21 protein-coding genes are annotated in these 21734 nt (G+C 37.4%); 13 read left to right on the top strand and 8 right to left on the bottom strand.

The features are described 5' to 3' along the window. Nucleotides 1-12: 12 nt before the first annotated feature. Nucleotides 13-546 (top strand): hypothetical protein, encoded by a 534-nt coding sequence (locus ACN9MR_RS18140; RefSeq protein WP_426325756.1) that lies wholly within the window; start codon nt 13-15, stop codon nt 544-546. 10 nt (nt 547-556) lie between these two features. Here the strand turns inward: ACN9MR_RS18140 and ACN9MR_RS18145 are convergent, their stop codons facing one another. Together ACN9MR_RS18145 and ispG are read right to left on the bottom strand one after the other, a co-directional pair. Then, complete coding sequence (locus ACN9MR_RS18145) at nt 557-1831, bottom strand: mechanosensitive ion channel family protein (RefSeq protein WP_426325758.1); 1275 nt, start codon at nt 1829-1831, stop codon at nt 557-559. Nucleotides 1832-1928: 97 nt separating this feature from the next. Further along, a complete protein-coding gene (gene ispG / locus ACN9MR_RS18150; RefSeq protein ID WP_426325760.1) occupies nt 1929-3908 on the bottom strand; it encodes a (E)-4-hydroxy-3-methylbut-2-enyl-diphosphate synthase in 1980 nt (659 codons plus the stop codon). A 405-nt stretch (nt 3909-4313) separates the two neighbouring features. Here ispG and ACN9MR_RS18155 point away from each other — a divergent pair, with 405 nt between their 5' ends. Further along, nucleotides 4314-5312: an IS110 family transposase gene (locus ACN9MR_RS18155; protein WP_426325762.1), complete on the top strand. Its 999-nt coding sequence runs from the start codon at nt 4314-4316 to the stop codon at nt 5310-5312. 232 nt (nt 5313-5544) lie between these two features. Here ACN9MR_RS18155 and ACN9MR_RS18160 read toward each other — a convergent pair whose 3' ends face one another. The 4 genes from ACN9MR_RS18160 to ACN9MR_RS18175 form a co-directional block, all read right to left on the bottom strand. Continuing rightward, nucleotides 5545-6156, bottom strand: coding sequence for an RDD family protein (locus ACN9MR_RS18160; protein ID WP_426325764.1), 612 nt, complete (start codon nt 6154-6156; stop codon nt 5545-5547). Nucleotides 6157-6264: 108 nt separating this feature from the next. Next, on the bottom strand, nt 6265-7242 hold the full coding sequence (locus tag ACN9MR_RS18165) for a LiaF transmembrane domain-containing protein (protein ID WP_426325766.1): 978 nt from the start codon (nt 7240-7242) through the stop codon (nt 6265-6267). A gap of 5 nt (nt 7243-7247) precedes the next feature. Further along, complete coding sequence (locus ACN9MR_RS18170; RefSeq protein WP_426325768.1) at nt 7248-7943, bottom strand: PspC domain-containing protein; 696 nt, start codon at nt 7941-7943, stop codon at nt 7248-7250. A 19-nt stretch (nt 7944-7962) separates the two neighbouring features. Further along, nucleotides 7963-8652: an SDR family oxidoreductase gene (locus ACN9MR_RS18175; RefSeq protein WP_426325770.1), complete on the bottom strand. Its 690-nt coding sequence runs from the start codon at nt 8650-8652 to the stop codon at nt 7963-7965. A 147-nt stretch (nt 8653-8799) separates the two neighbouring features. Here ACN9MR_RS18175 and ACN9MR_RS18180 point away from each other — a divergent pair, with 147 nt between their 5' ends. The 6 genes from ACN9MR_RS18180 (at nt 8800) to msrA (ending at nt 13661) form a co-directional block, all read left to right on the top strand. After that, nucleotides 8800-9534, top strand: a complete 735-nt coding sequence (locus ACN9MR_RS18180; RefSeq protein ID WP_039478005.1) for an MlaE family ABC transporter permease — start codon at nt 8800-8802, stop codon at nt 9532-9534. After that, nucleotides 9534-10286, top strand: coding sequence for an ABC transporter ATP-binding protein (locus ACN9MR_RS18185; RefSeq protein WP_086547603.1), 753 nt, complete (start codon nt 9534-9536; stop codon nt 10284-10286). Before ACN9MR_RS18180 ends, ACN9MR_RS18185 begins: the two co-directional genes overlap by 1 nt. Before the next feature lie 21 nt (nt 10287-10307). Next, entirely contained in the window at nt 10308-10553 is a 246-nt protein-coding gene (gene vapB, locus ACN9MR_RS18190; RefSeq protein WP_426325773.1) for a type II toxin-antitoxin system VapB family antitoxin, read from the top strand. 197 nt (nt 10554-10750) lie between these two features. Next, a complete protein-coding gene (locus ACN9MR_RS18195) occupies nt 10751-11632 on the top strand; it encodes a class I SAM-dependent methyltransferase (RefSeq protein ID WP_426325775.1) in 882 nt (293 codons plus the stop codon). A gap of 97 nt (nt 11633-11729) precedes the next feature. Further along, on the top strand, nt 11730-12779 hold the full coding sequence (locus ACN9MR_RS18200) for a hypothetical protein (protein WP_426325777.1): 1050 nt from the start codon (nt 11730-11732) through the stop codon (nt 12777-12779). A 339-nt stretch (nt 12780-13118) separates the two neighbouring features. After that, the gene (gene msrA / locus ACN9MR_RS18205; protein ID WP_426325779.1) at nt 13119-13661 is read left to right on the top strand and encodes a peptide-methionine (S)-S-oxide reductase MsrA; all 543 of its coding nucleotides are present in this window, start codon (nt 13119-13121) and stop codon (nt 13659-13661) included. On the opposite strand, the gene ACN9MR_RS18210 is transcribed toward msrA, so the two are convergent. Both ACN9MR_RS18210 and pnuC read right to left on the bottom strand, forming a co-directional pair. Beyond that, nucleotides 13662-14750 carry an acyl-CoA dehydrogenase family protein gene (locus tag ACN9MR_RS18210; protein ID WP_426325781.1) on the bottom strand — a complete coding sequence of 363 codons (1089 nt, stop codon included), beginning with the start codon at nt 14748-14750 and terminating at the stop codon, nt 13662-13664. 31 nt (nt 14751-14781) lie between these two features. After that, nucleotides 14782-15402, bottom strand: coding sequence for a nicotinamide riboside transporter PnuC (gene pnuC / locus ACN9MR_RS18215; RefSeq protein WP_426325783.1), 621 nt, complete (start codon nt 15400-15402; stop codon nt 14782-14784). Nucleotides 15403-15808: 406 nt separating this feature from the next. Here pnuC and ACN9MR_RS18220 point away from each other — a divergent pair, with 406 nt between their 5' ends. The 5 genes from ACN9MR_RS18220 (at nt 15809) to ACN9MR_RS18240 (ending at nt 21729) form a co-directional block, all read left to right on the top strand. Beyond that, nucleotides 15809-18871, top strand: coding sequence for a ligand-binding sensor domain-containing protein (locus ACN9MR_RS18220; protein WP_426325785.1), 3063 nt, complete (start codon nt 15809-15811; stop codon nt 18869-18871). Continuing rightward, nucleotides 18864-19511: a response regulator gene (locus tag ACN9MR_RS18225; protein ID WP_426325787.1), complete on the top strand. Its 648-nt coding sequence runs from the start codon at nt 18864-18866 to the stop codon at nt 19509-19511. The genes ACN9MR_RS18220 and ACN9MR_RS18225 overlap by 8 nt, the downstream gene beginning before the upstream one ends. Before the next feature lie 180 nt (nt 19512-19691). Continuing rightward, nucleotides 19692-20183 carry a T9SS type A sorting domain-containing protein gene (locus ACN9MR_RS18230; protein ID WP_426325789.1) on the top strand — a complete coding sequence of 164 codons (492 nt, stop codon included), beginning with the start codon at nt 19692-19694 and terminating at the stop codon, nt 20181-20183. Nucleotides 20184-20212: 29 nt separating this feature from the next. Next, nucleotides 20213-21355 carry a type IX secretion system outer membrane channel protein PorV gene (porV, locus tag ACN9MR_RS18235; protein ID WP_426325791.1) on the top strand — a complete coding sequence of 381 codons (1143 nt, stop codon included), beginning with the start codon at nt 20213-20215 and terminating at the stop codon, nt 21353-21355. A 29-nt stretch (nt 21356-21384) separates the two neighbouring features. After that, on the top strand, nt 21385-21729 hold the full coding sequence (locus tag ACN9MR_RS18240) for a hypothetical protein (protein WP_426325793.1): 345 nt from the start codon (nt 21385-21387) through the stop codon (nt 21727-21729). The last annotated feature ends 5 nt before the right edge of the window (nt 21730-21734 follow it).

Consider the following 21734-nt stretch of genomic DNA (forward strand, 5'->3'; position numbering starts at 1 on the left):
CCATCATAAATTATGGCTCAAGATAGAATCAACTTCTCAGGCTTCAATCAAGCTCTATTTAAGAAGAGCTTAATTGGATTAACATTATTTTTCTGTTTTATCATTTTTCTTGACAGTAATTTCTCGCCCGTAAAATCAAATGCTGAATTTATTGTTGATTTTGAGGGCTATCGCTCCAAAAACAGAAAAGAACACATTTTTAGTGTTCAAACCCTTCATGAAAAATATAGGATACCACCTAAACTTTTCAATGAAATAAATGAGAAAGATTCCCTGCTAATCTATAGATCAAAAATAACCGGCATTATCTTATATTTTGGTTTGCGGAAACCTGATGTAACTATTGTTTGTAAAACCCGGTTTTTAAAGGATGATTTTTTTGGATTAGTTACTAGTGCTTTAGGTGTTTTTCTAGCGATAATTCTTTATTTTAACAGCAAACTAGAACAAAACGTCACCCTTCAAGGAATTTTAGTCTTTTTGATTATCATTTCTTTGGTTTTCCTAAGAAACTACTTTGGTGGAAATTATTTATGGAAGTTCTAATTTTTCAATACTAATCGTCCCCCCTTCTCACAAAATTGCGCATATCGCTACCGCTGGGACTTTGGAAAATTTCGAGATCGAAATAGGGTACAGCAGCTAATAAATGATCAAAAATATCAGCAGCCACTTCTTCGAAACGCTTCAATCCTTTTTCTTTCGAGAATACATAAATCTCAATCGGTAATCCGTTTTCTGTGGCCTGCAACTGGCGCACCATAAAAGTTAAATCGGTATTAATGTGTGGATTACTTTCGAGGTATTTCTCTGCATAAACCCTGAAAGTGCCAATATTAGTCATGTGGCGGCCGTTAACCAGATTATTGGGATTCACCGTATTTTCGGCATTATACCTTTCTATAAAGGCCTGCGTTTCTTTAAGATAATCTTTCAAAAAATCTATACTCTGTAGTCTTCCAATCAATTCTTCATCGCAGAATTTAATACTCGAAATTTTGATATTGATATGCCTTTTAATCCTCCTTCCCTCACTCTCTTCCATTGCCCGCCAGTTCTTAAACGACTCACTAACGATGGCATAACTTGGCACAATGGTTACCGTTTTATCCCAGTTACGCACTTTAATGGTAGTCAAATTTATTTCAGTTACTTCACCATCGGCACCATATTTCTCTACGGTAATCCAATCGCCTACCCTTACCAGATCAATGGCACTCATTTGTACTGAAGCTACAAAACCTAAAATCGGATCTCTGAAAACCAAAATAAAAACAGCGGTAACTGCGCCAAAACCGCCGAAAACATAAAGCGGCGATTCGCCAAGAATAATCGATAGGATGAGTACAAAACCAACAATGTAAAATACAATTTTGGCTACCTGTTTGTAACTTCTAATGGGTTTATCAGCATATTTCTTTGATGATTCCATGATGGAAACCAAAGCATTCAGAAATGCATTTATAGCAAACATTACTGCTAAAACCATGTAGATTTTAGCAAAAATCAAAGCATAAAATAACCCGTTTTTAAAATCAATAAAAAGGTAAGGAACAACATTATAGATGATATAGGCCCCAAATATCAAAGCAAAAGCCCTGAAAACCCTAAATTCGAATAAGGCTTTTTGCCAGTCTGACTTTGTTTTTGCACTTTTTACCACACCGATAAAAAGCTGTCGGGTTAAAAATATGGTGATGAACAGAAATAAAATAACGCCAACCAGTCCGATAAAAAAGTAAGAATAAATGAGTTCGCCATCAGCAAGGCCTTTGCCAGCAAGCCAGTTTCTAAGCTCGTTAAATAGGAATTGAAACTCCGGGATATTCATTAAGGCAATTTAGGATTTATTGGTCAGAAATTTAAATGGCACTAAATAAAGCAAAATGGTTTGTGAGACACAAACCATTAGCATAACATTTATCTTATTAGTTCTTCTCTACCCAGTTGCCATCATCTTTAATAATGTCGATCAGTTCGTCTAAGGCATAAGCGGTAGTTACATTTTTCTTTACTACTTCTTTACCACGGTATAAAGTAATTTTATCAGGCCCCGTGCCCACATAACCGTAATCGGCATCGGCCATTTCACCTGGGCCGTTAACTATACAGCCCATAATACCGATTTTTATCCCTTTTAAATGGTCGGTACGCGAACGAATCAACTGAGTGGTTTCCTGCAGGTCGAAAAGTGTTCTACCGCAGCTTGGGCAAGAAATATATTCTGTTTTACTGATGCGTGTACGTGTAGCCTGTAAAATTCCAAAACTGGTAGAATTGATCAACGAAAGGTTTTGACCTTCTGCATCAATCCACACACCATCTCCAAAGCCATCGGTAAATAAGGCGCCAATATCGGTTGCAGCATAAAGCATTAGGTGATCGGCATCTACATTCTGGTAAGTCCTTTTTACGATAACAGGAATCTGGATGTTTTTCTCCTGCAATCCAACAAAAAATGCCCTTTGTTCAGCCATTCCATGTGTTGAAGATGTTTCTAGAATTAAAACAACCGTGCTATCCAATTGTGCAATTGTTATTTCGCTAAGCTGTTTTGAATCAAGCTGAACAAAATTCAAAAATTTGTCTTTAACATCCACAGAACCATATTCCGTAAGCGTATATAAAGGATGACAGTTGTTTTTATCTTTAAGTTTTAACCAGGTTTTGTAATTATAAACTTGCTTTAAATTCCCTGGGAAAGAAAAAGACGGCAAGTTATCACCTAAAAAGGCTAAATCGCAAGCCTGATCAGCCAGATTATATTTATCTAAACCTGCGTTGTAATTGTAACCCACTGAACTTAAAAAGTAAGGGTCTTTTAAGTTTTCTTTCGAAACATCGATCATTACTACCGGATGATGATGGCCACCAATATGCTGTACAGTGGCAGTAACACGGCGGTTGTATTCGTAAGGGGAATAAGTTGGGCGCTGGGCGTGGAGCGTAGAGCGTAGCGTAATCGACTCTGGACTTCCGACTTCCGACTTCGGACTCCTTAAAGCATAACGATCTGCCAAGGCCTTAGCAACCGGTGCTTCAAATTCAGGATCTTCGGTTAAAGAAACACGGATAGTATCACCTAAACCGTCTTCTAATAGGGTTCCAATACCAACGGCTGATTTAATACGGCCATCTTCGCCATCACCAGCTTCAGTAACACCTAAATGCAAAGGATAATTCATCCCCTCTTTCGCCATGGTTTCTACCAATAAGCGATAGGCTTGAACCATCACCTGGGTATTACTGGCTTTCATCGAGATCACCAGATTATAATAATTCTGGTCTTCGCACATACGGATAAATTCCATTGCCGATTCGACCATGCCGCGGGGCGTATCGCCATAATGGCTCATAATCCTGTCTGAAAGCGACCCGTGGTTAGTGCCGATGCGCATGGCAGTGCCATACTCTTTACAGATTTTAACTAAAGGGATAAACTTTTTGTAAATCCTGCTTAACTCCGCATTGTAAGCATCTTGCGTGTATTCTAAATTTTCGAATTTCTTTTTATCTGCGTAATTTCCAGGGTTAACCCTTACTTTTTCTACAATACGTGCAGCCATTTCGGCAGCATTAGGCGTAAAATGGATATCTGCAATTAATGGCACATTATAACCACGGAAACGTAGTTCTTTTTTAATATTGGCCAGATTTTCGGCTTCTTTAATGCTAGGTGCAGTGATACGAACATACTCGCAACCCGATTCTACCATTCGGATGGTCTGCTCAACAGTACCCAAAGTATCCATGGTATCGGTGGTTGTCATCGATTGAATCCGGATTGGATTGTGCCCACCTAAAGCAATATCACCTATGTTAACTTCACGGGTTAAATATCTCGAATAAGCCGTTAAACTGTTGCAATATCCGCCAGCCAGATCATGTTTTGCCAATATATTTTCCATCTGTTTGCAAAGATAAGGATTGTTGGAATGTTTTAATGTTGGAATGTTGTAATTAAATCGACCTGATCTTATAACAAAAACCCAAAGCTTTTTTTTGGAAACAAAGAGCAGTAGTACTTGGCAATTGCAGTCCTGCTTTCGGCTTTAGTCCCGATTAGAAGAAAATCGGGCGCTACCGCCTCAATCCCTTAGGTTTGAGAAAGATTATCAAAGAATTAAATTTGACAAAGGAAACCTTAAAAGCAGAGGTGAACTATGCTGCGATCCAGACTTACGATCTAGAACCTGTAACAGACCTCTGCTTTTTAGTTGAACAAGAACCATATAGAATTTTAGTCTAGCGGACTATTAAGGGATTCAGTTTTATTCAACTTTAGGATTTCCATTTCACTTAACCGTAAAGTTATGAATTATGAACTATTTGTTGGAATAGATATTTCCAAATCAACCATCGATGTTGCTGTTGTTACACAGGCCTGTTTCGAGAAGCCCCTCCACCATGTTTTTAAGAACAGCTATGATGGCTTTGGCCTAATGCTGGAATGGCTTTCCATACATGGTATCGCGCTTAAGAAGGTTCTTTTCTGTTGCGAGCATACAGGTATTTATATCTGCCCCATAACCAACTTTATGCATGCAAATGATTTATCTATATGGGTTGAAAACGGGCTGCACATTAAGCGTTCCATTGGACTTAAACGGGGGAAATCTGATAAGGCTGACGCACAGGCAATCGCAAGCTATGCTTTTTCAAATCAGCACAAAGCCCGTCCTTACCTCCTTCCTTCGGCAACAAGCTCAAAACTCAAACACCTGCTGGCACACCGCGAACAGTTGGTAAGACACCAGACCTCTTTTAAATGCACCTGCTCAGCGCTTAAAGGATTTGATAGGGAGAACGCTGGCTATTGCATAGCCGATAGCCAGGAAATGCTTGCCCTTTACGCCGAACGGATAAAAAAGGTAGATATCGAGTTGGCAGCCTTAATAACAGAGGACCAGGAACTAAACGAACAGTTCAGCCTTGTGCAGAGCGTGCATGGGATCGGAAAGCAGACGGCTATGTTTATCCTGATCCATACTGAAGCCTTCGCTGCATTTTCAGACTACAGAAAGTTTGCGAGCTATTGTGGAATAGTCCCATTTCCACATAGCTCGGGGACGAGTATACGAGGGAGAAACCGGGTAAGCAACCTCGCCAATAAAAAACTAAAGGCGTTACTGACCATGTGTGCGCTAAACACGATAAAAAAAGATAACGAATTCAAACGATACTATGATCGAAAAAAAGCTGAGGGAAAAAACGCTATGTGTGTACTGAATGTGATAAAAAATAAGCTACTGAGCAGAGCTTTTGCTGCTGTTAAAAGAGGTACGCCATACCTCCTGGAGCCTGCTGCATAAATCTAAAGTAATGCTTCTCAGAAAAAAAACTTTTTATTTGCATAAACCATAGAATACAGGTTTATTCTTTAGCGGTGGGTGGGTTTGGCATCATTGCACTGGCCCAAGTTTCCTAAACGGGATGGAAGCGGCATCCTTTGGCTGTCACAGCCTGAGCATTGTCGAAGACCAGCCAAAGATATAGCGTACAGCCCGACTAACGAAAATAGTGTATTGACTTTGCTTTTCTAACTTATATTAACCGATCCTTAATCACCAAGGTATTGGCTGCAATATCGTGCCAGCACTGGTTTTTCTTATTCAAAAAGCTATATAGATATCCAAAGAAAACAGGAATTACAGATAAGATTTTAGAAAAATTCCTAACCAGGGATATACCAAGAGAAACCCGGCTCCCTTCTAAATCTGTTACTTTAATATTGAGGAGTTTTTTACCAATGGTAGCCTGACTTTTAGACGCCTCGGCAATGCTGCCATAAATGAGCTTAAAGATAAATATGGATGGAAATGGGATTAGAAAAGCCATAATCCGCTGATCTTTGCCTTCAATAAAAATATAGCTCGTTAAAATAATGATGCTATATATTCCAAAAATAATAAAATGATCAATCACCGATGCCAACAGCCTTTGATCGAAAGCGGCAAAATATTGGGGCGCAGTTTTTTGATAACTAAAACCCAAAAGCTCACGCAATTCGGGAATTGCATGAGCTTCTTTATAATCGTCCATTCCGGGTTTACGTATAAAAGTATTCGCACTGATGTTTAAATCTTTCAGTTCGGTTAAACTATACGGCCCTTGTGGCTTTCCATTAATTACAACTATATATTGATCAGGATTCATTAGATTGGATCAGGATTATGAGATTAGGATTGTAAGATCAGCATTTTATAAAGATTCCGTTAATGAAGTCTTAGCCTTACGCCTTCTACCTTCTAACCTTCAACCTCCCTAGTATCTGCTTACTTCAAAGTTACTCAATCCGCCATCTAAATTGATAAAGATTTTTTTGGTTGAGGCTTTATAGTTTGAAGTTTCGTAAACACCATCACTCAATTTCTCAAAACCATCGAAATCTTTAGCTGATAAACCTGTTTTGGTTTTAATCCGGCAACCCGAGTTGGTAGGTACCTTAATTTTCACATCGGCCACGCCAGATTTCACAATTACATCGGTTATTGGCAATAAATCTCCGAATTTAATATCTAAAGCTGCTGCTCCACCATCAAAGCGGAAAGTACGCACCTTGTAATTGGCAAAATCAAAGTTTGCCTCTCCAGCTCCCAGTTTCATTAAAATATCCCAGTTAGCTTCTTTATTCAATTTAAAGTTAACATCGTTACCACCATCACCAAAATTCCACTTACTCTTTTTATCGTCCATTTGGAAAGTAAGTACGGTAGCACTATCGGTAAGCAATTTCTTTAAAGAGAAGTTACCATGCCTTTTCTTTACGTCGGCATTAATCAACTCTGCTGTTTCACCATCCAGATTAAATGATATGCCACCTCCTGAAATATTTAATACCGTTTTTTTTGCATTATCTGCAGCTACAAACGGCTCAGATAAACTTAAGTGATTATACGAAGTGTCGTTATCGTTATCATCATCGTCGTCATTGTTGTGTTCGATATTAATGTCGACGTCTTTTTTAAAGTGGCGCCCCCACCAATTGCCGCGTTCTGGAACCTGCTGGCCTTTATAAAAAAGGAAAGACAAGGCCACCACTAAAACGCCAATAGAAATGATGCTACCTGTTTGCGAATTGTTTTTATTGAACAGGATATTTAAACCTGCTATAATTAAGAATACAGGCCAAAAGCTCCAAACATTACGCCAATAAAAATTGATTACGCCAAAGTTTTCGAGTAGAAGTACACCGCCAATAAAAAGCAGGATAATACCCCAAATTAATCTATCTAATTTCATCTTATTTATACTTGAGGGTTAGCGGATGTTGAATTATCATCTTTGTTAGCTGGTGCTGTAGGTTCATTTTCTACAATGGTTTCAGAAAAATCAGCTGTTTTTTGTTGTTCAGCCTCCTGTTGGTTCTGAAAAGCAGCCCAGTCGTTCTTTCTTTTTGATTTGGCTATAATACTTACACCTAAAGCAATAAATATTAATGGCCACATGTACCTGAATAAATTGCGGATACTAAACCAATCGGGTATAAAATCCATCTCGCGCATCAGGAAAAAGCACCCTATCACTAATAATAGCAATCCGCCTATAGTGCGGCCAGTATCGTTGGATTTATTGAATTTGTCGAAATTGGGCTGTGTTTCAAACGGTGTTTTTAGTCCGCCATCAACAGGTTGTGTCCAATTCTGGTTTCCCTGATTAGCTGGTCCCGCAAAAGGATCGGCACTCCCAAAGGGTTGTGCATTTGGGTTTTTCTTGCCAAAGTAATCGTTAAATTTAGAAAATCTTGCCGCCGGATCATCATTAACCGGAACAATAATCCACATTACTATATAGGCAATTAAGCCACCTCCAGCCATAAATATAGCCGATAATGCAAACAATAATCTAATTATGGTAACCTCCACCTGCATGTAATCTGCAAGTCCCGAAGCTACACCGGCAATCATCTTATCGTGTTCGTTTCTAAAAAGCTTCTTTTCCATAACGTTGTTCATTTTGTGTTTAAAAATCAAGCGGAGTAATCAAAACCTCGTCTATATTTACCCCCTTACTTAAGTTTAAAATGGTAAACAAAGTTTCTGCAATATCTTCAGGCTGTACAAATTTTTCATCCGGAATTGTTGTTCCTTCCCATGATGAAGTTTTAGTAGAGCCTGGCAAAAATGCAGTTACTTTAACATTATGAGGTGCTAACTCTTGCCGCAATACATGATTAAGACTTAACATCGCTGCTTTTGTTACACTATAACTGCCTCCATTTTTCACAGGTACTTTACTGGCCACCGAACAGATGTTGAATATATGGCCTCGCTTGGCTGAACGCATTTTTTTTCCAAAAAATTTACTGATGTAATAACAGGCATTTGTATTTAAATGCTGCTGCTTTTCGAAGGTTTCGTCGTCCTCATCGAGCATGCTGCCTGGCAAAAAGATCCCCACATTGTTTACCAAAACAGCTACATGATCAAAATTTACAGCAGTCGAATTTAAAAAAGCATACACTTCTTCTTTAACTGAACAATCTGCTTGCTGGGTGAAAATGGCATTCCCGTAAGGGGTTAATTCCTGTCGAAGCCTGTCGAGTTCATCTAATCCCCTTGCTACCAAAACTAAATCGTATCCATTTTGGGCAAATTTAGTCGCAATAGCTCTACCAATTCCTTTAGTTGCACCGGTTATTACAGCTTTCATTATTTAATGGTTTAATTTTTGTTAACAAAAAACCATATTTATATTCAAAACCACGAATATTTTTGCAATTAGCAAAGCGCTCCAACTTTTTTATCGTTTCTTTGTAGTATTATAAATGATCATTTAAATTAAGCAAATACATACGGAATGAATTTTACCAATTTCGGCAGATACATCCTGCTACTCAAGTCTGTATTCAGAAAGCCGGAAAAACTGAAAATTTACCTAAAAGAAATCGCCAAACAAATGGATTATGTTGGCGTAGGCTCTTTAGGTTTAATTGCTATTATCTCTACTTTTATTGGTGCAGTAATGACACTACAAATTGCTTTCCAGCTGGTTAGTGATTTTATTCCAAAAACAATTATCGGTTCTGTAAACCGCGACTCGAGTATATTGGAGTTAAGCCCAACCATTAGTGCAATAGTACTGGCAGGAAAAATAGGATCGGCCATTTCATCAGAAATTGGTTCGATGCGAGTTACCGAGCAGATTGATGCTTTAGAAATTATGGGTATAAATGCACCTGGATATTTAATTCTACCTAAAATTATTTCGGGCATAACGATGGTACCCATGTTGGTAATCATTTCTATGTTTTTAAGCATTACCGGTGGATATATTGGCGGTTCGGTTTCAGGAGCAGTAACACCAGCAGAATATATTCAGGGCATTACTACCGATTTTAACCCTTATACCATCACTGTTGCTTTGGTAAAAGCATTTGTTTTTGGCTTTATTATTACCTCTGTGCCGGCATACGAAGGTTTTTACGTTCGTGGTGGTGCTTTAGAGGTTTCGCAGGCCAGTACCAGAGCTGTTGTAATTAGCTGTATTTCTATTTTAGCTTGCGATTATATCGTGACCCAATTGTTATTGTAATGATCGAAATTAAAGATATTTATAAATCGTTCTCAGGAAATGACGTATTACAAGGTATTTCCGGAAAGTTTGAAGAAGGTGTAACCAATTTAATTATCGGTGGTTCCGGATCAGGAAAAACAACTTTACTGAAATGCATGGTAGGTTTGCATCAGCCAGATTCGGGCTCGGTACTGTACGATGGCCGAGATTTTACGCCAATGACCTACGAGCAACGGATCGAAGTACGTAAAGAAATTGGTATGTTGTTTCAAGGTTCCGCCCTGTTCGATAGTATGACTGTTGAAGAAAACATTATGTTTCCTTTAAACATGTTTACGGATCAAAGCAGAAAAGAAAAGCTTGAAAGGGTTGATTTTTGTTTGGAACGGGTAAACCTTGCGGGTAAAAACAAATTATTCCCGGCAGAATTATCTGGTGGAATGAAAAAACGTGTAGGTATTGCACGTGCCATTTCTATGAACCCGAAGTATTTGTTCTGTGATGAGCCGAACTCGGGTTTAGATCCAAAAACTTCCATTGTAATTGATGAATTGATTCAGGAAATTACCGAAGAATACAAAACCACAACCATTGTAGTAACACATGATATGAACTCAGTTATGGGTATTGGCGATTACATTTTGTTCTTACACGAAGGGAAGAAATTCTGGGAAGGCAGTAACAAGGAAATTGCACATACCGATATTAAAGAATTAAACGATTTCGTATTCGCCAGCCGCTTTATGAAAGCTGCAAAAGATAAGTTTTAAGAAAATTCTTATATTTGTAATATGACTACGGCTACAAAAAATATCATTCACAAATTGGAAACCTTACCAGAAAGCATGGTAAACGAGGTAGAAGATTTTATTTATTTTTTAAAAGCTAAACACTCAAAGCGCTTTCCTAAATCGGAAAGTGAAAAAACAAATACTGTTGAAGAGCCAAAAAGTCTCTATGGCGCTGCAAAAGGCACAATTCTTTATATTTCTGATGATTTTAACGAGCCATTAGACGAGCTAAAGGATTATATGTAATGCGTTTTTTATTAAACACACATATATTTCTATTTTTTATTAATGGAGATAATTCTATTTCGAAAAAGATTATTACCATTAATACATAAAGACCCTTTTGACAGGCTTATTATTTCACCAGCAATAGCTAATGATTTAACGCTGACAACTGATGATCAATATATCAAAAGTTACCCAAATTTAAAGTTATTTAATACATGATACAATTACTTGCCCCAACCCACTGGAAAGATTATGAACTGATTGATTGCGGGGATTTTGAAAAACTGGAACGTTTTGGAAATGTAACCCTTATCCGTCCTGAACCTCAAGCGGTATGGAAAAAAACATACTCCGAACAGGATTGGAAAAAAACGGCTAACATCACCTTCAGGGGGCGTTCGGCTACCTCTGGTGAATGGGTGAAGAAAAATCTTTCTATTCCAGATCGCTGGCATGTAGAATATAAAAACAACGAAGTAGGTATTAAACTCCGCTTAGGTTTAACCTCTTTCAAACATGTAGGTGTATTTCCTGAACAGGCTGTAAACTGGGATTTCATCTCTTCTTCGATTAAAAAATTTAAAACGCCTCAGCCTAAAGTTTTAAATCTTTTCGCCTACACTGGTGCGGCATCATTAATTGCCAATGCAGCTGGCGCCGAAACTACCCACGTAGATTCGATTAAACAGGTAGTTACCTGGGCAAATGAAAACCAGGAGCTTTCGGGATTGAAAGATACCCGCTGGATGGTAGAGGATGCCTTAAAGTTTGTAAAAAAAGAATTGAAAAGAGGCAAAAAATACAATGGAATCATTTTAGATCCTCCTGCTTACGGTCATGGCCCTAATGGCGAAAAATGGAAACTGGAAGATCATATCCAGGAAATGATGCAGGATGTGGTACAGCTTTTGGATGAAAAAGAACATTTCTTAATCCTAAATACTTATTCATTAGGTTTTTCGTCGGTAATTGTAGAAAACTTGATCCGCACCTCATTCCCATCTGTTCAAAACCTCGAAACCGGAGAACTGTTTCTACAGGCTACATCGGGCATTAAATTGCCATTGGGTGTTTTTGGCAAATTCTGTAATGTGTAAATGTTGATTACTTTATTTTAAACTACGAGATTTCCACCCTACTTTCATCAAAACAGATCCGGAAAAAGTATAAACTTTAATTATCTATATAATATTTATGAAATTCCCTCAATTAGCAGGCACACTAATACTTGGTTTTGCCGCAATCAGCTTATTTGCCAACTGTAATTCAGACGGTAAGAGCAGCGGCGGTATCGGTAAAATCTTCTCTTCTGATTCAACTAAAAAGAAAACGGACTCAACGGTAAACGTAATGAAACCGGTTGATCCAAAGCTTTACGATTCTTTAGTAAAAAAACTGGCAAACGGAGATACTACCGGCAGATGGCCAGTAAAAAAACAGCCCTATCCTTTAGCGGGAGCTATTTTACCTTTTAAACGCATAGTTGTTTATTATGGGAACCTGCATTCGAAAAAAATGGGTGCGCTTGGCGAATATGCGCCTAAAGAAATGTGGCAGCGCTTAAATGCTGAGGTTAAACACTGGGAAAAAGCTGATCCTTCTACCCCGGTACAACCAGGATTACACTATATTGCTGCAGTAGCAAGCGGAACACCAGGAAAAGATGGAAAATACATCAACAGAATGGGTAATAAACAGATTGATTCTGTTTTGAAAATTGCTAAAATGCAACCTAACACAATTGTATTTTTGGATCTTCAGGTAGCTTTAAGCACCATAAAAGCAGAGTTACCTCACATTGCAAAATACCTGGAATTGCCATATGTTCATTTAGGTATCGATCCAGAATTTTCGATGAAAGACGGAACATTGCCAGGCAAAAAGATCGGCACCTATGATGCTGCCGATGTTAATTATGTAACCGGATATTTAGCAGATATTGTTAAAAAATACAATTTGCCTCCAAAAGTATTTGTATTACACCGTTTTACTAAGAAAATGGTAACCAATTCTCCAAGTATCAAATTACGTCCTGAGGTTCAGGTTGTGATGCATATGGATGGATGGGGTGAACCTGAATTAAAAAAAGGTACTTATCGCCACTTTATACAGAGCGAACCCGTACAGTTTACTGGCTTTAAGCTATTTTATAAAAATGATTTAAAGAAAGAGCCTAAGCGGTTAATGACCCCTGAAGAGCTATTAAAGCTTACACCAAAACCGATATATATCCAATATCAATAAAAAAACTGAAGCCTGTAATTACAATTACAGGCTTTTTTTGTTTTCCTGCTATATAGATACATTTTGCCGTGCATTTATCAATTCCGTTTAGTTAAGTTTTTTAACCACAGATGCACACAGATAAACTCAGATTCTTATATCTGTATGCATCTCTTTTATCTATGGTTAATTAAGATTACTTAATCTTGAGGACATTGAAGTATTTATCCTAAAGTGCTGTCCAAACAGCACCTACTTAAAACTTATAGGAATAATCGGTATCCAACCAATCTTTAATATCAAAAAAATGTCTTTTTTTGATTGATCTAAAAATTGGAATAGATTTTATATATGCAGGATATGCAAACAGCAACATTTGGCGGAGGCTGCTTTTGGTGCACCGAAGCCGTTTTTCAGACGTTAAATGGAGTAAGCCAGGTTACATCAGGCTACATGGGGGGAGACTTAAAGCATCCAACCTATATGGAAATTTGTAACGGCGATACCGGACACGCAGAAGTAATTCAAATCTCATTCGATGAAAGTGTTATTTCATTCAATGAGCTTTTATTGGTATTCTTTAAAACCCATAATCCAACAACTTTAAATAGGCAGGGTAATGATGTTGGCACGCAATACCGCTCGGTGGTTTTTTATGAAAATGAAGGTCAGAAAAAACAGACGGAGAAAATGATCGAAGATTTAACACAACAACATGTTTTCGATAAGCCCATTGTGACAGAAGTTTCTCCTATAACCGAATTTTACGAGGCTGAAGATTATCATCAAAACTATTTTAGCAACAATCAGGGGAAACCTTATTGTGCATTTGTGATACAGCCCAAACTGAATAAGTTTGCTACTGATTTTAAAGATAAAATTAAACCAGAGCTTTTGGAATGATTAAATTTCGAATGTAAGTAAAGCATGTTGGCTCGCCGTATGAATATCTCTCCAAACCCTATTAATTTCTGATTCCTTTTTTGCAGCCTCTAAGCCACAGTATGGGAATAAAGCAGCTGCCGATTTCCAACAGGTATGAGCCAATTTACGACTGATTGAACTCACTTCCATTAAAGTATCCTCAGCAATTTCGCCTTCACTCATTAACTGGTTCCAGGATTTATCAAACGTATGGTAGAATTTTGTACGAAGATTTATTACCTCTTCTTTACTACGGTTAAGTTCGTTGTTAAAAAACAAAATTTGCGCTTCGCTATATCTCCCCAATCCCGAGCGGGAGTAAAAAGATTGCTCTACCAGTTTAATAAAATGATTGGTCATTCCTAAACTATTTACCGTTAACGTAGTTTCAGCAAGCTGTAAAAAGGGATAATCAAAGCCAGAATCTGCCACTTCGATATGCTGGTTAATTTTAAAAGTCCTACGCTCGTCAACGTTTAGATCGCGAACTTCAAAAGCATGACTGCCCGTTGCAATTAAACCAAAATAAGACCAGCCGGGAAGGATATTTACTTCCTCTTTTTTAAGGATGAATGATTTAATTTCAGGCTCTCCATTTTCATCCAAAATATCATCACCATTTTCGTTTTTAAGCGTACAGTTAGCTGTAAATATAGTGGCGTGTAATGCACCACTGGCATAACTCCATTTTCCATTAAGCAGATACCCACTTTGCGTTTTAATGGCCACCCCACCAACAGCGCCACTCCCTGCAAAACAAACCTCACGATCGGCAAAAATCTCTGCAGCCAATTCAGGATTTAAAAACCCGGCAAACCAACCTGCGCCAGCGCAAAGTGTAATGGTCCAACCTAAACTTCCGTCAGCTTCAGCCAATTCTTCTTCCAATCTTAAAATTTCAGGAAGTTTCTTGTTCGCTCCACCATAAATTTCGGGCACAAAAAGCTTAAACCAGTTTTCCTGATAGGCCAGTTCTAAAATTTCGGGATGAAGTTTTCCCATTTTTTCAGAAATTGCTGCATAAGCTTTTACTTTTTCCTGCCAGGTGGTTGCTAATGTTTCTTGCATGATTATTTTTTTGCTTTGCGTATGAAAGTAATTAAGCCAATTTGAGTCTGCTTTTGTTAATGATCTTCTTCCAGTCTAAAAATCCAAATATTGCTACAGTGAACAAAAACGTAGTTAAACAGGCCATAAGCGGAAGCTTTTTATGAAACAGCAACGGAATGGCAACAATATTCGAAATATTCAGGAATATCCAGTTTTCTATTTTGCGTTTGGCCAACAGCCACATACCTGCCCATGCTGTTGAAGATACAAAGGCATCAAAAACAGGCACATCCGAATCGGTATAATGTCTCAATACAAGGTAAAGTATGCCGAAACCAATCACAGAAATTAAAACAGCAATGGTTAATTCTTTATTGCTAGACCATGAAACCTGGTTTTCTCCGTCCTGTTTTCTTTTCTTCCAGATTATCCATCCGTAAACGCTCATCACCAGATAATAAATGCTCAGCAAGGTTTCTGCATACAACTTTACATTTAAGAGTAGAAACATCGATAACAGGATCGAAATTATTCCTGTTGGATAAAGCCAGATACTATTTTTCTTTGCCAATAAAACTTCAGATACCCCAAAACCCACAGCCAACCATTCGATTAATGAGGTGTGTAAAATCTGCTCCTGAAAAAGCTTAAACCAATCTTGAAAATTCATTTACAATAATTTGCTTTGCAGCCGGTAAAAATAATTAGATACCGTTTTCGGGGCGAAACAGTTTTGTAAATTTTAACCTCTTCCTCCGGCGGCATTATCCGCATCAGGTTCATTAGTAGGTGTAAGGTTTGAGGTATAGGGTGTAAGGTTAAACCCTATACCTTAAACCTTTTGGCTTAAACCTCTAAATGGGTATAATCTCAGCAAATTGATGGCAACAGAAATTGCGGAATCAAAAAGCACCCCTTTGAGCAAGGCAAATATATACTTTTTTATTTTAACGGCATTTTAAAGTCCATTTATTCGACATAACCCTAATAATCAGCATATTATTATAAATTTAAAAGAAGCAAAATATTATATTTTTATATATTTAAAAGCTAAATTATTCTATTTTTAACGTCCCATGTACTTTGTTAACTACTTTTCCGAGTTTAATTTATTAAAAAAGCTATGCGGGATTTTCTGTTGTATTTCCTTCTATCTATCAGTTTCTGCTCAAAATGCCCCGCCCCTATTATTCAAGCATCTCACACTCGAAGACGGTTTAAGCGATCCAATAATACGTACATTATGTAGTGATAAAGATGGCTTTTTATGGATTGGCACCGAAAATGGGTTAAATCGTTTCGATGGAAAAACCTGCATCACCTATAAAAAGAAAAACAATTCAACCGCTTTTCCCGGAAATTATATTACTAACATTATCGAAGATCGAAATGGCGATTTAATAATCGGTTCGCAAAGCAATCTGGTAAAATATAACCGGATAAAAGATAATTTTAAAAGCTACAATTTCGCAAAAGGAGCTAAATTGAATGAGAATTACTATTCCTTCCCTTTTTATATAGACAAACAGCAAAATCTTTGGGTGTATTTGGCGGGCAACGTTTATAAATACAACACTAAAGATAGTACTACAAAGTATATAACAACATATTCTAACGGCTATCTGTTCAGTCCGCTCCCATTTTACAATAAGCTAGATTGGTTTGTTAGCAGAGGCGTAAAAGGTATTTATATTAACCAGGCCGACGATGTTAAGGAGCAGCATGTTCAGGAGTTTTTTATGAACAGTACGAACGGAAACCTGAACAGTCATATCGAAGATATATATTTTGCATCAGATAGCTTACTTTGGCTTGGCAGTGATAATGGATTGTTAAAGCTAAATATAAAAACCAGACAGTATGAGCGTTTCAATGGTTGTAAAACGAGCAAAAACATATCTGTAACAGCCATCGCAAAATACCCAGGCAAACCCTGGCTTATTATAGGAACTAGAAGTAATGGTTTACTCTTGTTCGATTTACCTACAAAAAAGTTTTTTGCTGAGTATAACCACCAACCTGATAATTCATTTAGCCTGTCGGGCAATTTTATTCGCAAAATTTACATCGATCAAAAACAGAACCTGTTCTTGGGCATTAATGGTTATGGCCTCGATTATACTAATTTAAATAAGGTAATTTTTTCCAGATATCTCGATAAAAACGATGTTTCACCTAATTTTGAAAATGATATCAGTGTAATTTTAAGGCCTAAAAACGGTCAATTCTGGTGCGGAACAAAGAACGCTGGATTGCTTATCTACCACTCGGATTTAACAAAGCCATTAAAACATGAATTTTTAAAACTCGGAGTTGCTCAACTTATAGCGTTAGATAATGGCAACATTTTAACTGTACTTTATAATGGTCTTTTTTTTATTTATGATGTTAAAAAGCAAAAATTCAAAGCATTAAAAGTAAAGTTTTCGGAAAAGTTAAATGGAAAGGCCCAGATCAATCAAATTTCAAAAATAGGTCCGGATTTATTTGCAGCTACAGAATATGGCATTGCGAGGGTAACTATCAAACCAGAAAACGAACTATACTTTGAAATGGACCAGGCCATTAACCGTGCGGTGTCATGGCCCAATATACAACGGTTAATTCCATCTGATAATAATCAAGTCATCATCCAAACCTATTATACATCTATATATCTTGCCCGGTTAACGGCTGGAAAATTTATTTTCATTAAAGAACTTACCAGATCGCCTTATGGCATAAATGGCAGCATAAAAGTTGACAAAATTATTTACCTGGCTACAACTTCAGGGCTTTTAAAATTTAATGTTGCTACAAATACTATAGAAAAATCAACATTGACAGATCTAAATTGCCGTAGTGTTTTAGCTGATCAATATAAAAACCTTTGGGTGGCAACCAACAATGGCATGTACTTTTACAATACAAAAAATAGTAATCAAACGCGTTATACCGTTAGTGATGGCTTGCAGAGCATGGTTTTTAATCCTGATGCTGCTGTATCACTTAAAAATGGATTATTGGCATTTGGAGGTATCAATGGGGTTAATGTGATAGACCCAAAAAAATCGAATATCTATACCAGTTATTCTAAACCCCAGATCACCAACATTCTGATCAATGATCAGCTTCATCAAGGCATCGATAATCCAATTACAACCAAATACTTAAAACTAGATCACGATGAAAATACCATCACAATTGCATTCAGTACGATGGATTTCATTAACCCTGCACAAAGAAAAATAGTTTATCAAATGATTGGCTATGACAACAAAAAGGTTAGTGTTTTAGGCAGCAATAGCATCCGGTTTCCAAATATGCCATCAGGAAATTTTAAACTTGTACTCACTGATGTTTACAGTAATGAAAAAACAATTTTAACAATTGTAATCAGCAGCCCTTTTTGGCAAACGGATTGGTTTATCGCGTTGCTTATTGTTAGCTTAATTATTACTGCGCTACTCGCGCTCTTTATTTATTTAAGATGGGTAAAACACCTTCAAGTGATACAGTTACGTCAGATGATCAACTTCCAGAAAACAGACAGAGAAAGAATCGCTAACTATCTTCATGATGAATTAGGCTTAAAATTATCTTCTTTAAAGCATTATCTCTTAGCCGGCGACATTAACAAAATGATCGATGGGGGCGAACTGCGTAAATTATCGACAGAATATATTGATTCATCTGTAAGCATGCTAAGAACAACTTTGATTAATTTAAGTCCTAAAACACTTGATGAAAATGGCTTGGTTACAGCAATGGAGGATCTTATTGAAAGTCTCAGCAAATTAGGCATTATACAGATCCATTTCGATTATTCGGGCTTTACCGTTGCACTTAAAAGTACGCCAGAGTATGCCATTTACAGAATCTGCCAGGAATTGATTTCCAACACCATTAAACATGCTGAAGCAAAAAATATTCATATCGTAATCATCAATCGTCACGAAAAACTGATTTTACTTTATGAAGATGATGGCAAAGGATACGATTTTCAAAACGTAAAAAGAGGCTATGGCTTATATAACATTGAAGCCTACATCAAGGCCATAAAGGCAGAGTTGAATACTGATACGGCAATTGGAAGAGGCGTTGCCGTTACCATTACACTTAACTTAAAAAGAATTTTAAAACAAAGAATTAATGATTAAGCTATTAATCGCAGATGACCATAACGTACTAATTAACGGGCTACAACTCATTTTAGCCGTTAGAAAAGATTTTAAAGTAATTGCAGTTGCCAATAATGGAACTGAAGTGATCGATCTTGTTAAAAATGAAAGGCCGGATGTAATACTGCTTGACATAAATATGCCGGTTTTAAACGGATATCAAACTCTTGAAATTATCAAATCAGATTATCCAGAAATTAAAGTAATTGTACTATCAATGCTTAATGATAAAAGAAATGTGTTGAATATGCTTGAAGCTGGCGCCAAAGGCTATCTTTTTAAAGACACAGATGATAAAAACCTATTCAAGGCAATTGATGATGTCCACCAGGGAGCTTACTATGTATCAAACGGTTTGGAAGATATCCTCGAAGAGTTTTTATGCCATCATAAATATCCTGACAAAAAAAATAAACACATCCTCTCCTCTCGCGAACTTGAAATTGTTAACCTTATTGTTGAGGGCAATACCAACGCGGAAATTGCCAATCTGCTTTTCTTAAGCACCAGAACAGTAGATACGCACCGTAAAAATATTTTTTATAAACTCAATTTAAACAATACAGCGCTGTTGGTTAAATACGCTTTAGAAAACAAGGCATTTCTGGGCCTGCAATAATCGCTGTTAATTAAAAAAAATACCGTAAAAAGCGTATTGAAATAATTGATTGCTTTCTGTCAATTTGTAATGGTCATCCATTAACGCTCATCCCTTCTACCTATTGGGGAGATGAAAGTTATGGTTGAAAATATGAATGCTAATTCTATGAACCATAACTGAACAACTTTCATGCGCTCTATGAAAAAAATATTTTTATGCTCCCTAATTTTTTTCCTGTACCTAATTAAATCTTATGGGCAGACCGCACTAACCCGTAGTGTAGTTGCCAGTACAGGTGGAAGTGCTCAGGTCGGCAATACCTTGGTTCAGTTTACCATTGGTGATGTAGCCACCCTCACGCTCCAAAATGCCGGCATTATGCTAACCCAGGGTTTCCAACAGCCAGAGATCATCGCCTCCAACTTTGTTCCCAATGCGGTTGGTAATATGCGGGTTTATCCAAATCCAGCCATTGGAAAAACAAAAATAGATTTCGATTTGCTAACCGATGGCAAGGTGATCATCAATTTGGTTAACAATGCCGGTCAAATTGTGCACTCGAGTTCAGTAAAAAGTTTGGCGGGGAAAATCGAATATATCATGCCATTAAACGGACTGGCCTCGGGAACTTACCATGTTGTACTTTATGTCAATTACCGGATATTCTCTGAAAAACTCGTCATCCAATAAATTTAGTGCTAACCATCTAAAATACCTCCATGAAAACGCTTATCAAAACCGCATTCGCTGTACTGATTTTGCTTGGTTTGGTCAATTATGCAAAGGCTCAGCTTCAAAATCAATATAGTACGGTAACAACCGGTGCTGCATTTTTATTAATTAGTCCCGATGCACGGAATTCAGCTGTTGGCGAGGCAGGAACCGGATTAACCAGCGATGCAAATTCTAATTTTATTAACGGAGCAAAACTTTCGTTCGCAAATAAAACAGGCGTAAGTGTCTCATATGTACCCTGGATGATGGAAATTGACAAAAACCTACACCTAGGTAATTTAAATGCCTACCATCGGTTAAATGACAAAGAAGTCATCGGCGTTTCACTAAAATATTTTGATCAGGGAAACATTAATTTCCGTGATGAAAACGGTGGACTTCTGCAGCAATACAATGCCAACGAGTTCGCTATTGATGGGACATACTCCAGAAAATTCGGAGATAACCTTGCCATCGCACTAACTGGTCGTTTTATCAGGAGCGACCTCGGCAATGGAACATTTAATGGCTTACAGGTAAACCCCGTTAATGCCTATGCTGCTGATATTAGCGTCTATTCAGAAAAAACGCTAAACAACTCGCGTTATGCCTGGGGAGTGAGTTTAACCAACATTGGTACTAAATTAAAGTATTCTTCAGGCGCTACGGCTGAATCATTTCTACCTATGAATTTACGCATTGGAGGAGGTTACACGCTGTTAAAAAATAAATCAAACAGCCTTACCTTTCTTTTAGATGTAAATAAATTAATGGTTCCTTCTCCACCAAGATATAAAGTGGATGCCAATGGAATAGCAACAAATGAAATTGAAAAGGGAAAGGATCCGGCCAGAAGTGTACCAAGTGCGCTGTTTACTTCTCTTTTTGATGCTCCAGGCGGTTTTAGAGAAGAGATATCAGAATTTACCATTGCCGGCGGGATGGAATTTGCTTACATGAACCAGCTTTTTCTTCGTACCGGATATTTTTACGAAGACCCTGACAAAGGGAACAGGCAGCATGTTTCAGTTGGCCTTGGTTTAAAAGTAAAAGCTTTTCAGTTCGACATGAGTTATGTAGCGCCCACAGCAAGGCGTTATGTGCTTCGGAACGGAATCAAATTTACTGTAAGTTATGCCATTGATTAAATATTAACCTCAAAAACAAGCTATAAAAAATGAAAAAGTTATTCTTCTTGTTAATGCTGACTGTGATTGGCATCGCAAATGCAAAAGCTCAGAGATCAACCATCAACACCTTATTCCCGAATAAATCAACTGAGATTGAAAAATTAAAGGATAAAGAAGAGACGCTAAAAAAGGATGTTTCTACACCTACAAAGCAAAGGTTATTTCAGAATTATAAACAAGTTAGTGCAAAAAGCGCTTTCCCTGCAGCAAACAGAAAAGCAGCAGGAAATTTAAAAACAGCCTCCGAATCAGAAAACAAACCAGATAAAAGCGAGCCCAAAACAGAGGTTAAACTACCACCAATGCAACAGGAAAGTACAACCAAACAGTAAAATAT

This window comes from Pedobacter sp. R-06 (assembly GCF_049913135.1).
Classification (GTDB): Bacteria; Bacteroidota; Bacteroidia; order Sphingobacteriales; family Sphingobacteriaceae; genus Pedobacter.